Origin of the sequence: Streptomyces sp. NBC_01264 (assembly GCF_026340675.1) — a bacterium.
In the GTDB taxonomy this organism is placed as follows: domain Bacteria; phylum Actinomycetota; class Actinomycetes; order Streptomycetales; family Streptomycetaceae; genus Streptomyces.
Genome location: NZ_JAPEOX010000001.1, coordinates 6835485 through 6847764 on the forward strand (window position 1 = coordinate 6835485; position 12280 = coordinate 6847764).

Annotated in this window: 11 protein-coding genes; 4 read left to right on the forward strand and 7 right to left on the reverse strand. The window is 71.4% G+C overall.

Translation table 11 applies throughout. From position 1 onward, the window contains the following. Positions 1-89 precede the first annotated feature (89 nt). Positions 90-635: a hypothetical protein gene (locus OG435_RS32060; protein WP_266881371.1), complete on the forward strand. Its 546-nt coding sequence runs from the start codon at positions 90-92 to the stop codon at positions 633-635. A gap of 7 nt (positions 636-642) precedes the next feature. On the opposite strand, the gene OG435_RS32065 is transcribed toward OG435_RS32060, so the two are convergent. The 5 genes from OG435_RS32065 to OG435_RS32085 all read right to left on the reverse strand — a co-directional run bounded on the left by OG435_RS32065 (position 643) and on the right by OG435_RS32085 (position 5676). Beyond that, positions 643-1851, reverse strand: coding sequence for a serine hydrolase domain-containing protein (locus tag OG435_RS32065; RefSeq protein WP_266881372.1), 1209 nt, complete (start codon positions 1849-1851; stop codon positions 643-645). Positions 1852-1998: 147 nt separating this feature from the next. Next, positions 1999-2700 (reverse strand): response regulator transcription factor, encoded by a 702-nt coding sequence (locus OG435_RS32070; RefSeq protein WP_266881373.1) that lies wholly within the window; start codon positions 2698-2700, stop codon positions 1999-2001. Further along, a complete protein-coding gene (locus OG435_RS32075) occupies positions 2697-3944 on the reverse strand; it encodes a sensor histidine kinase (protein ID WP_430625731.1) in 1248 nt (415 codons plus the stop codon). Before OG435_RS32075 ends, OG435_RS32070 begins: the two co-directional genes overlap by 4 nt. Beyond that, positions 3941-4630, reverse strand: coding sequence for a glycerophosphodiester phosphodiesterase (locus OG435_RS32080; RefSeq protein WP_266881374.1), 690 nt, complete (start codon positions 4628-4630; stop codon positions 3941-3943). Before OG435_RS32080 ends, OG435_RS32075 begins: the two co-directional genes overlap by 4 nt. A gap of 20 nt (positions 4631-4650) precedes the next feature. Next, entirely contained in the window at positions 4651-5676 is a 1026-nt protein-coding gene (locus tag OG435_RS32085) for an adenosine deaminase (protein ID WP_266881375.1), read from the reverse strand. Between the two features lie 121 nt (positions 5677-5797). Here OG435_RS32085 and OG435_RS32090 point away from each other — a divergent pair, with 121 nt between their 5' ends. Beyond that, entirely contained in the window at positions 5798-6514 is a 717-nt protein-coding gene (locus tag OG435_RS32090) for a DUF4190 domain-containing protein (protein ID WP_266881376.1), read from the forward strand. A gap of 72 nt (positions 6515-6586) precedes the next feature. Here the strand turns inward: OG435_RS32090 and OG435_RS32095 are convergent, their stop codons facing one another. Further along, a complete protein-coding gene (locus OG435_RS32095; RefSeq protein WP_266881377.1) occupies positions 6587-8224 on the reverse strand; it encodes a TROVE domain-containing protein in 1638 nt (545 codons plus the stop codon). Between the two features lie 467 nt (positions 8225-8691). Further along, positions 8692-9243, reverse strand: a complete 552-nt coding sequence (locus OG435_RS32100) for an NADAR family protein (protein WP_266881378.1) — start codon at positions 9241-9243, stop codon at positions 8692-8694. A 194-nt stretch (positions 9244-9437) separates the two neighbouring features. Between OG435_RS32100 and OG435_RS32105 the strand changes: the two genes are divergently transcribed. Both OG435_RS32105 and OG435_RS32110 read left to right on the forward strand, forming a co-directional pair. Further along, positions 9438-10964 (forward strand): gamma-aminobutyraldehyde dehydrogenase, encoded by a 1527-nt coding sequence (locus tag OG435_RS32105; protein WP_266882277.1) that lies wholly within the window; start codon positions 9438-9440, stop codon positions 10962-10964. Between the two features lie 54 nt (positions 10965-11018). Next, complete coding sequence (locus OG435_RS32110) at positions 11019-12269, forward strand: polyamine ABC transporter substrate-binding protein (protein ID WP_266881379.1); 1251 nt, start codon at positions 11019-11021, stop codon at positions 12267-12269. Positions 12270-12280: the final 11 nt, after the last annotated feature.

Consider the following 12280-nt stretch of genomic DNA (forward strand, 5'->3'; position numbering starts at 1 on the left):
GGGCGGGGCCCGATCACGATCTCGCGGCGAACTGAACATGTTCAACAATTGTGCTGAACATGTTCAGAAAGCTGCGTAGGCTGTCTTCCATGAGCGAGAGAAGCGCCCTTCTGCGGCGGATCCGTGCCTGGCTTGCCCTGTTCCTCGTCTGCCTGGTGCTGAGCGGACTCACCGCCTTCCCCCTGGTGAGCGAGCTCCACTGGGCCAACGCCCTGGTGGACAACGAGTGGTTGCGCCGCGTCGGCGACGGGCTGGAGCGCGCGGACTCCGAATACCCCTTCCTCCTCTACGGCACCGACTGGCTGGCCTTCGCCCACCTGGTGATCGCCGTCTTCTTCTACGGGGTCCACCGCGACCCGGTGCGCAACATCTGGATCGTCGAGGCCGGCATGGTCGCCTGCGCCGGCATCGTCCCGCTGGCCCTGATCTGCGGGCCGATCCGGGGGATCCCCTTCTCCTGGTCGCTGGTCGACATCTCCTTCGGCGTCTTCGGGGTGATCCCCCTGCTGGTGCTGCGCCGCATGATCAAGCGCCTGGAGGCCATGCCGGCGGATCCCGGCCCCGCCACGGCCGCGGCTCCGGCCCCGACTCCGACTCCGGACCCGACCGTGAACCTGGCCGGGACCCGGGGCTGAGTCCGCGCTACTGGGCGAAGGCCGCCATGACGATGCCGAGGGCCACCGGGTTCATGTCCTGGCCCTTGGCATCGGTCGAGTTGACTGAGTACACGAGGGTGCGGGACAGGTCGCGGGTCCCGCCTATCGCCGTGTTGTAGCCGTGCCGGCCGCCCGTCTTGCCCCAGGCGACCGTGCCGTCGGGCAGCACGATCCGCGCCAACCCGGCCGTCATCGTGGCGGACTTGCCCGTGACGAAGTCCTTCACCCCGGGGACCGTGAACATCTCCTCCAACTGCGCCGCCGGGACGATGCGTCCACTGAACAGGGCGACGGTGAACCGCTCCAGATCGGCCGTGGTGGAGATGATGTCTCCCGCCGCCCACCGGTCCGAGGAGTTCCACTCCGTCACGTCCCGCAGCCCGGTGGAACCGTCCTCCCGCGCCACCGCCTGGTACCCGTGGTTGTGGCGACCCGGTATGCGGGTCTGGAGACGGCCCGGGAACGAGGTGTCCCGGAGCCCCAGCGGCTTCAGCACCCGCGCCGCGACCGCCTTCTCGTACGTCGTGCCCGTCACCTTCTCGATCAGCACGCCCAGCACCGTGTAGTTGATGTTCAGGTAGTGCTGGGCCGTGCCCGGGACGAACTCGGGGTTCTTGGCCACCGCGCCGGCGATCTGGTCGTGCGGATCGGTCACGTCGAAGCGGTGCTCCCACTGGGCCTCGAAGGAGTCGCCCGGGCCGTCGGCCGCCGGGATCCCGCTGGTGTGGTTGAGGAGCTGCCGGACGGTGACCGTGCCGTACGCCCCGGGGACGGAATCGGGCAGGTACCGGCCGACCGGCCCGTCGAGGTCCAGCCTGCCCTCGGCGGCGAGCTGGAGCACCACCGCCGACGTGAAGGCCTTGGTCACCGACCCGGCCCGGAAGCGGCCCTGCTCGATCGCCGGGCGCCCGGTGCGGATGTCCGCGACACCCGAACCGCCCTGCCAACTCCCGCTCGTGCCACCCACCCGTACCAGTGCGGCCGTGGCGTCCTCGTGTCCCACCCCGAGCCCCGCGATCGCCTGCTCCAGCGCCGTGGCGTTCGGCGGGGTCGGGACCTGCGGTACGGGGCCCTGCGCGGCCGGGGCCGCGGTGGCCGAAGCCCGCGCCGGCCCGGCCTGGGCGGCGGCGGCCGGTCCGGCCGCGATGCCCAGGACCAGGGCGGTGGCGATCAGCGTGCGGGTCGCTCGGTTCATGGTGGGATCCCCCTGTCGGCTCTCCGGGCGACTTCCGCCCCGATGACCTCAATGCTGCAGGTCACAGCGGTAGTTGCGGATCACCACAGAGAGGGGTCTTTGCCGGTACGACAACTCACTACCGAGAGCGAGGAGACCCGCCTCGTCTCACTCCCCAGAGGGAGATACCGGAGAGCCAGCCGCGATCAGACCCGTCTCGTACGCGCAGATCACCGCCTGGATCCGGTCCCGCAGCCCCAGCTTCGACAGCACGTTGCCCACATGTGATTTGACCGTGTGTTCGCTCACCATCAGCTCCGCCGCGAGCTCCGCGTTCGACAGACCCCGGCCCAGGTGCAGCAACGTCTCCCGCTCACGTGCCGTCAGCACCTCCAGCCGCTGCGCGGACAGCGCCTCCCCGGCCGTCTCCCCGGCCGTCGGCCGGGCGGTCGCCGCCGTGTACTGCGCGATCAGCCGCCGGGCCACCGAAGGCGCCAGCAGGGAATCGCCCGCCGCCACCACCCGTACGGCGTGCACCAGATCGTCCCGCCGCACGTCCTTGAGCAGGAACCCGCTGGCCCCCGCGTGCAGGGCCTCGTACACGTACTCGTCCGAGTCGAAGGTCGTCAGCATCACCGTCCGGCAGGCACTCGTCCCCGAGATCTCCCGGCACGCCTCGATCCCGTCCAGCACCGGCATCCGGACGTCCAGCAGCGCCACGTCGGGCGCGAGGGACCGTACCGCCGCGACCGCCGCCGCCCCGTCGCCGACCTCCGCCACCACCTCGATGTCCTCCTGGGCGTCCAGGATCATCGCGAAGCCGCTGCGCACCAGCTCCTGGTCGTCGGCCACCACCACACGGATCGTCACTTCCCCACCTCCGCGCCCGACGTTACAAGGACGACGCGCAGCTCGAAGCCGGTGCCGTCGGGACCGGGTCCCGTCCGGGCCGTGCCCCCGTGGGCGGCGGCCCGCTCGCGGATCCCGATCAGGCCGTGCCCGCCCGGCCGCGCCCGCGGCACGGAGCCCGCATCCGCCCCCGGATCCGCACCCGCATCCGCCCCCGCGTCCGGACCCCGCCCGTCGTCCGTCACCGTCACCGTGAGCTCCCGCTCCCCGTACTCCAGACGCACGGCCACCGCCGAGGCTCCCGCGTGCTTGACCACATTGGTCAGGGCCTCCTGCACCACCCGGTACACCGTCGCCTCCAGCGCCGCCGGCAGGGCGCGCACCGTACCCGTGCGTTCCAGACGCACCTGGGGCCCGCTGCCGCGGACCCGCTCCAGCAGCCCCGCCAGTTCCCCGGTGCCGGGCTGGGGGGAGCGCGGAGCCGCCTCGTCCGTGCGCAGCACCCCCAGCATCGTGCGCAGCTGGGCCATGGCGTCGCGGCCCGTCTCCGCGATGGCCTCGAACGCGGCCTCGGCGCGTTCGGGGGCCCTGCGTACGGCCACCGGACCGGCCTCCGCCTGCACGATCATGATGCTGACCGCGTGCGAGAGGATGTCGTGCATCTCCCGTGCGATCCGGGCCCGTTCGCGGGCGGCGGCCTGCTCCGCCTCGATCCGGTTGGCGCGCTCCAGCTGGGCCGCCCGGTCCAGGAGGGCCGCGGTGTACGCCTGCCGGGTGTGCTGCAGCCGCCCCAGCGCGTACGCGGCGCCGGAGACGAAGAAGGTGAAGAGCAGTTCGCGCGCGGTCCCGGTGTTCCAGTACACCGACAGGACGACCGTGAGGACCGTGAGTCCGCCGACCATCAGCCGCACCCGGGGCGTGCACCGCAGGGCGACCGTGTAGAAGGCGAGCAGCCCCGCGTACGGAAGCGGCTGCCCCGGGCCGTCACCCGCCAGGTTGTACACGCCGCCGGCCGCCAGGATCGCGACCAGCACCGTCACCGGAGCCCGCCGCCGCCACACCAGCGGCAGCACCCCGAGCGTGGTCATCGCGTACGAGGCCCAGTCCGCGGGCGGCAGTTCCGCCGACCGCGGCACCACGAAGGGCATCGTGACGGCCAGTTGCACCAGCAGTGTCAGCCCCAGGTCCTGCCGGAGCGGACCGGCCCGCCGGATCCGCGCCCCGATCTCCTCCCAGGCACGCTTCACCAGTCGAGCGCGGCTCACCGGCCGAGCTCGGCCCGTACGGCTCTCAGCGCGTCCACCCGGTTCGTCGTGATCGAGTCGACCCCGGCCCTGATCAGCGCGCGCATCGACCGCTTGGTGTCCGGGGTCCAGGCCGACACCAGCAGGCCGTCCCGGTGCAGGGCTTCCACCAGCTCCGGGCCGACCAGCGGGAAGCGGTAGTTGAGCCAGCCGGGTGCCACCGCGTCGGTCAGCACCCGGCGCGGGGGAGCCAGCGTGGTCCAGGTCAGCGCGATCTCGGCGCCCGGATCGGCGGCGCGCACCGCCAGCATGGTGGTCGGACCCGCGCAGTAGTACGTACGGTCGCGGGCCCCGCATTCGCGGACCTGGCCGACCACGGTCCGTACGGTCGCGGCCGTCGCACCCGGCAGGTCGATCATGACCCGGCCCGCGCCGGCGGCCATCAGGGCGTCGCGCAGCGTCGGGATCCCGCCGTCCGTCAGCTCCTTCAACTGAGGGGCCGTGACGTCTTCGAGCCGTACGTCATGGCCCCACAGCCGCTGGAGGTCCTCGTCGTGGAGCAGTACGGGGACCCCGTCCCGGGTCATCCGTACGTCGATCTCCACCGCGTCCGCCCCCCGCTCGAAGGCGGACCGGATCGAGGGCAGGGTGTTCTCGCGGACGCGGTAGGGATCCCCGCGGTGTCCTACGGCAGTCAGGGTGCGCATGCACCCATTCTGCGCAGCCGTCAGGAAGCCAGCCAGGCGGAGGTGTACGTGTCGATCTCGGCGGTGAGCTTCGCCTTGCCGGCCGGGTCGAGGAAGGAGGCCTCGACGGCGTTCTTCGCGAGCTGCGCGAGGCCCCGCTCGTCGAGGTCCAGCAGGCGGGCGGCCACCGCGTACTCGTTGTTGAGGTCGGAGCCGAACATCGGCGGGTCGTCGCTGTTGATGGTGACGAGCACGCCGGCCGCCACCATCTCCTTGACGGGGTGCTCGTCCAGGGTGGCGACGGCGCGGGTGGCGATGTTGGAGGTCGGGCAGACCTCCAGCGCGATGCGGTGCTCCGCGAGGTAGGCGAGCAGCTCCGGGTCCCGGGTCGAGCTGGTGCCGTGGCCGATGCGCTCGGCGCCCAGTTCGCGGATCGCGTCCCAGACGGTCTCCGGGCCGGTGGTCTCGCCGGCGTGCGGCACGCTGTGCAGTCCGGCGGCGCGGGCGGCGTCGAAGTACGGCTTGAACTGCGGGCGCGGCACCCCGACCTCGGGGCCGCCCAGGCCGAAGGAGACCAGGCCCTCGGGGCGCAGGTCGACGGCGAGGCGGGCGGTCTCCGCGGCGGCTTCGAGGCCGGCCTCGCCGGGGATGTCGAAGCACCAGCGCAGGATCACGCCGAGTTCGGTCTCGGCGGCCTTGCGGGCGTCCTCGATGGCCTCCATGAAGGCCTTCTCGTCGATCCCGCGGCGGGTGGAGGAGTACGGGGTGATGGTGAGCTCGGCGTACCGGACGTTCTGCCGGGCCATGTCGCGGGCGATCTCGAAGGTGAGGGTGCGCACGTCGTCGGGGGTGCGGACCAGGTCGACGACGGAGAGGTAGACCTCGATGAAGTGCGCGAAGTCGGTGAAGGTGAAGTAGTCGGCGAGGGCCTCGGGGTCCGTGGGGACCTTGGAGTCGGGGTGCCGGGAGGCGAGTTCGGCCACGATGCGGGGGGAGGCCGAGCCGACGTGGTGGACGTGAAGTTCGGCCTTGGGCAGCCCCGCGATGAAGGGGTGCAGGTCGGGCATGAGGGTGCCTCCGAAGGACGCGGTGCGGATGGAACGGGGTTCATCGTAGGCAGGATCCGCACCGGCGACGGGGCCTGTCGGAGGGAGCGCTTAGCATGGCCGTACGAGAGGGGGGCGCCGTATGACCGATCAGAGCCCCGAGTCGCGAGACCCCTGGGCGCCGCTGGAGCAGCCCGCGGTCGACCTGGGCAAACAGCAGGGCGGGCAGGGAGCACAGGCGGCACCGGGGACGCCGGGGGTGCACGACCAGCAGACCGTCACGGGGATGCCCGGCGGTGGAGGCGTCCCGCCGGCCGCGTCCGGGCCCGCACCCCAGTCAGGGCCCGCATCCCAGTCCGGGCAGATACCCGCCTACGGCTATCCGGCGCAGCCGGATCCGGCCGGGTACGGCTACCCGGCGCAGCCGGGCGCGCCGCAGGCCCCGTACGGCGGCCACCCCACCCATCAGGGCGCTCCGCAACCGTCGTACGGCGGCCAGCCGGGCTACCCCGGGTATCCGGGATACCCCGGGTACCGGCCCATGAGCAACGGCTTCGGCATCGCCGCGCTCGTCCTCGGGATCATCGCCGTGGTCAGCTGCTACCTGGGCCTGCTCTTCGGCGTCCCGGCCGTCATCTTCGGCGTACTGGCCCGAGGCAAGGCCAAGCGCGGTGAGGCCGACAACGACGGCATGGCGCTGGCCGGCATCATCACCGGCGTGGTCGGCATCGTGATCAGCTGTCTGGTCATCGCCGTCATGATCTTCGGTTTCATGATCGGGGACGGGGGATCCGACTCCGACTACGACTCGGACTACACGTCCCCGTTCGAGAACACCCAGGTCCTCCACCGGGGTTGATCCGCACGGCGGCACCAGCGGAAGGGCCGGACGGGGACACCTGCTGTCCCCGTCCGGCCCTCCGTCCCGCCGTCAGGCGACCGGGTCCGTCTGCCCGGTCTCCCAGGGCCACTTCGCGTCCCGGCCGTCCTCGATCAGGGACACCATGCGGAAGGCCGCGTCGGTGAGCCCGCCGAAGGTGTGCCGGTGCGCGGACCCGGAGGGCGCGTGGCCCACCCGGTATCCGGCGAGGTTCCAGGTGTAGACCGGGACCGTGTCCGGCACCAGGGCCGTGGGATCACCGCCGTAGGCGTACGTGGCCTGCTCGTCGGTGACGATCAGGACCCGGTCGTGTCCCGCGTAGTGCGTGCGCACCGCCTCCGCCGTGTAGGTCCCGCCGAGGTCCTCGAACCGCTCCAGCACCTTCAGCACCGATTCGCCGCGACGGAAACCGACCGCCTTGCTGGTGGAGCCGAACTGCACCAGGTCCGCGTCCTCGGCGCGCAGCGCCAGCGCCGTCCCGAAGACGGCCGCCGCGTCCGCCCGGTTGAGCTGCGAGCGGTCCGACAGCGGCGACCACATCGACCCGGACCGGTCCACCAGGACCAGCGTCCGCCCGGGCAGGGACGGTACGTGGGCCAGGGAGTGGCCCAGCGCCCGCTCCAGCGGGTACGCCCAGCGCAGCGAGGGCGCGTGCCGGTGTGCGGCCAGGTAGCGGAAGGGGAACTGCCGGGCCCGCGCGACGGTCTCCGGGTCGGAGATCTTCGCCGCGACCCGCTCGGCCACCGCGTCCGAGACCCCGGCCTCGTCGAAGTTGCGCAGGTTGCGCAGCAGCGCCATCGCGCCCATGGACGGGATGACCGCCTCCCAGGCGGCCGCGTCCATCGGCCCCTGCAGCCAGCCGGCCAGCGCCTCCCAGGTCATGCCCGCCGCGGCGAGCCGCTCGGCGCCGTCCGCCGCGGTGACCACGGCCCGGCGCTCCGCCACGGGCAGCTCCATCAGGGCCCGGTGCGCGCGCAGGGTGCGGTTGTCCGACGGCACCTCGGCGGTCTCCGGGGCGTGCCGGCGGTCGAGGGCGTACCGGAACAGCTCGCCCTGCCAGGGCTTGGCCGGGTCGGGGGCGGGGTGCACCAGGTTGAGGACGTCGCCGAAGCGGTATCCCCGGGAAGCCGTGTCGTACTTCAGCAGCGAGTTGCCGGAGTACAGGCGGCGCACCGCATCGGCGATCCCGCGCTTGACGGGCTTGGGCACGCTCCGCCCGTAGGCGGCCGTCCAGTAGGCGAGCAGCTCGCCGGGCTCGTCCGCGCGCAGCAGTACGGAGTCCACGACCTGCCGGTTCGAGGGCCCGCCGGTCGCTCCGGCGTCGAGCCGCGCCTTGACGTACTCGGCGGCTCCGACGAGCGAGGCCGTCCGCATGTTGCCGTCGCGCCGCAGCCAGCCGAGCAGGCCGGCGGTCCACTCGGGATCCTTCACGGCGAGGGTGCGCACGAGCGCGCCGTACCGGTCGTCGCGGTCCTGGCCGGACTCGTAAGCGGTCCGCTGCGTCACGAAGTTGGCGACGGCGAGCAGGAACAGCTCGGAGCGCGGATCGCGCACGAAGCCGGGGCTGCCGTGCGCGTTGGCGGCGCGGCGGCCGGTGGAGCGGACCGGCGAGGTGGGAGACGTGGGTGAGGTGGGCGCGGTGGACGGAGCCGGCGCCGCCTTGGAGCGGAGCAGGTTGAAACGAGCCATGTGAATCCCCCCGAATTCAGTGGAAACCGGGGGAGGCGGGACGTACGGGAGGCCCGAGATCGGAAGTCGACGACGGACTTGTGTCAGCTGCTCTCATCGTCTGAGCTACCGGCCGGAGCCGGGCGGGACTCGAACCCGCGACCCGCTGATCCGGAGAAGTAACCGTTGCCTGCGCACCGGGCTTCCCGTACGTGGGCCTCCCGAGATCAAGGTGGCGGCGGCCTGGGTTTCTCTGCAAAAGAAGGAGCCGCTGCCCGCGCACCGGGAGGTGCGTGAAGAGGTGTCCAGAGATCGAGGTCGGTGAAACCACGTGGTGCTCTGCCAACTGAGCTACACCGGCCCGAAGCCGGTGACGGGACTCGAACCCGCGGCCGCCCCATTAACAGTGGAAGTAGGTCTCACCTGCGCACCTGGACAAGGATCACGCTAGTCGCACACCCGCATCGGCTGCGAGCGATTAAAGGCGGCTAAAGCTCCGCCCGCAGCCGCTCGCGCGCCTCCATGAGCGCGAAGCCCAGCAGGTTCAGGCCGGGCCAGCGCGCCGGGTCCTTTGCGCGCTCGTCGTCGGCGGCCAGGCCTATGCCCCAGATCCGGTCCAGGGGGCTGGCCTCCACCAGGACCCGCTTCCCGGTCGAGAGCAGGTACGAGGTCAGCGCCGGATCGGAGCCGAACTTGTGCACGCTGCCCTCCACCACCAGCGCGAACCGCTCCCGCTCCCACACCGCGTTGTCGAAGCCGCGCACCAGCCGGCCGGCGTTCTTCGCCTCGGCCGGAGTCCTCGCCTCCAGGGCCGCGCGCTCCGCCTCGGCATCCTCGAACAGGCGCGCCTTTCCGGCCATCATCCAGTGCTCGGCGGTGGCGTACCGCACGTCACCCACGGTGAACTCGGACGGCCACCACTGACTGAGGCAGCTCGGTCCGAGCGTCCCGTCGGGCCGCGGGCGGTGTCCCCAGAACGGCAGGAACTTCAGCTGCTCACCCCGGCTGACCTGCCCGATCAGTTCCTCGATGTTCTCCATGCATGCGAGTCTCGCAGGAGCACCGGACACTTCGTACGGGATTTCGGGCGCGCCTCGACACATGGTCGACCGATTCCGTCGCGTAATCAAAAGGCAACAACGGAATCACTTGGCCGAGGGGTTTCCCTCTGCCAGGATCGGCACTCAATTCGAGCTGTAGCTCGAACTGTAGCTACGGAGAGCGTGAGAGCGTGATGGGCAACCGCTTCCAGGTCAAGGTCCAGGTCAAGGACCGATTCGCCGCAGGCGCGCAGTACATCGACGGGCAGCTGCGGCCCGGCACCTCGGGCCGGTCACACACCGTGGTCGACCCCGCCACCGGCGAGGAGGTGCTCACCTACGGGCTGGCCTCCACCGCGGACGTGGACGCCGCCGTCGCCGCCGCCAAGCGGGCCTTCCCGGGCTGGTCGGGAGCCACCCCCGGGGAGCGTTCCGACGCGCTGCACCGGCTCGCCGGCGTGCTGGCCGAGCGGTCGGAGGAGTTCGCGTTCGCGGAGTCCCTGCAGTGCGGCAAGCCGGTCAAGCTGTCGACGGAGTTCGACGTCCCGGGGACCGTCGACAACACCGCCTTCTTCGCGGGCGCCGCGCGCCACCTCCAGGGGCAGGCCGCCGGCGAGTACTCCGGGGACCACACCTCGTACGTACGCCGCGAGGCGATCGGGGTCGTGGGGTCCATCGCGCCGTGGAACTATCCGCTGCAGATGGCCGCCTGGAAGATCCTCCCGGCGATCGCCGCGGGCAACACCATCGTCCTCAAGCCCGCCGAGCTCACCCCGCTGACCTCCCTGATGTTCGCCCAGGCGGCCAAGGAGGCGGGCCTGCCGGACGGCGTGGTCAACATCGTCACCGGCGCCGGCCGGGACGCGGGCGAGCACCTGGTCGGCCACCCGGACGTGGTCATGACCTCCTTCACCGGGTCCACCGCCATCGGCAAGCGGGTCGCCGAGATCGCCACCGCCACCGTCAAGCGCCTCCACCTGGAGCTCGGTGGCAAGGCCCCGTTCCTCGTCTTCGACGACGCCGACCTGGAGGCCGCCGCCAACGGCGCCGTCGCCGCCTCCCTGATCAACACCGGCCAGGACTGCACGGCCGCCACCCGTGCCTACGTCCAGCGCCCCCTCCACGACGCCTTCGTCGCCCGGGTCGCCGAGCTGATGGAGACCGTCCGCGTCGGAGACCCCTTCGACCCCGCCACCGACCTGGGCCCGCTGGTCTCGCACGCCCAGCGCGACCGGGTCGCCGGGTTCGTCGAGCGTGCCCGCGCGTACGCCACCGTCGTCACCGGCGGCGAGATCCCCGGGGGAGACCTCGCGGAGGGCGCGTACTACCGGCCCACGCTGATCTCCGGCGCCGCCCAGGACAGCGAGGTGGTCCAGTCGGAGATCTTCGGGCCGGTCCTCGTGGTCCTGCCCTTCGACACCGACGACGAGGGCATCGCGCTGGCCAACGACACGCCGTACGGGCTCGCCGCCTCCGCCTGGAGCCGTGACGTGTACCGGGCGAACCGTGCCACCCGGGAGATCCAGGCGGGCTGCGTCTGGGTCAACGACCACATCCCGATCATCAGCGAGATGCCCCACGGCGGCTACAAGGCCAGTGGCTTCGGAAAGGACATGAGCAGCTACTCCTTCGAGGAGTACACGCAGGTCAAGCACGTGATGTACGACAACACCGCAGTGGCCGCGAAGGACTGGCACCGCACGATCTTCGGGGACAGATAACCACGTAGGGCCGCCCGACCGGCGGTTCGCACCCATCCCGAAAGGGCACCTCCCATGGAGCAGTTCGAGCCCGACCGCCTCTCGGCGGCGCAATTCGCCGCCATGCGGCGCAGCCTCACCACCGGGCGCGGCGCCCTCACCCGCCGCTCCGTGCTGCGCGCCTCCGGAGTCGGAGCGCTCACCCTCGGCGGCCTGTCCGCGCTGGCCGGCTGCGGGATCCCGCCGGCCAAGCGCGCGGAGGGCACCGCCGCGGCCTCCGACGACCACTCGGAGCAGGAGAAGGAGATCAACTTCTCCAACTGGACCGAGTACATGGACACCAGCGACGACGAGAAGTCCCGTCCCACGCTGGAGGAGTTCACCAAGCGGACCGGGATCAAGGTCAAGTACACCGAGGACATCAACGACAACGTCGAGTTCTTCGGCAAGATCAAGCCCCAGCTCGCGGCTGGCCAGGACACCGGCCGCGACCTGATCGTCGTCACCGACTGGCTGGCCTCGCGCATCATCCGCCTCGGCTGGGCCCAGAAGCTGGACCCCTCGCACCTCCCGCACGCCTACGCCAACCTGATCCCGCAGTTCCGCAGCCCCGACTGGGACCCGGGCCGGGCGTACAGCTACCCCTGGACCGGCATCGACACCGTCATCGCCTACAACACCAAGGCGACCGGCGGGAAGAAGGTCGACTCCGTCACCCAGATGCTCGACGACCCCTCCCTCAAGGGCCGCGTCGGCTTCCTCACCGAGATGCGCGACAGCGTCGGCATGACCCTGCTCGACCAGGGCAAGGACCCGGCGAACTTCACCGACGCGGACTTCGACGGGGCGATCGGCCGGCTCCAGAAGGGCGTGGACAAGAAGCAGATCCGCCGCTTCACCGGCAACGACTACACGGCGGACCTCGACAAGGGCGACCTCGCAGCCTGCCTGGCCTGGGCCGGCGACGTCATCCAGCTGCAGGCCGGCAACCCGGACATCCAGTACGCGATCCCGGCGCCCGGCTACATCAGCTCCAGCGACAACCTGCTGGTCCCCGTGAAGGCCCGGCACAAGGCCAACGCGGAGCGGCTCATCGACTACTACTACGAGCCCCCGGTGGCCGCCCAGCTGGCCGCCTACATCAGCTACGTCTGCCCCGTCGAGGGCGTCAAGGACGAGCTGGCCAAGATCGACCCGGAGCTCGCGGACAACGTCCTGATCGTCCCCGACAAGGCGATGGCCGCCAAGTCGCACGCCTTCCGCTCCCTCACCAGCGAGGAAGAGACGGCGTACGAGGAGAAGTTCGCCAAGCTCATCGGAGCCTGACGGGTCCCGCC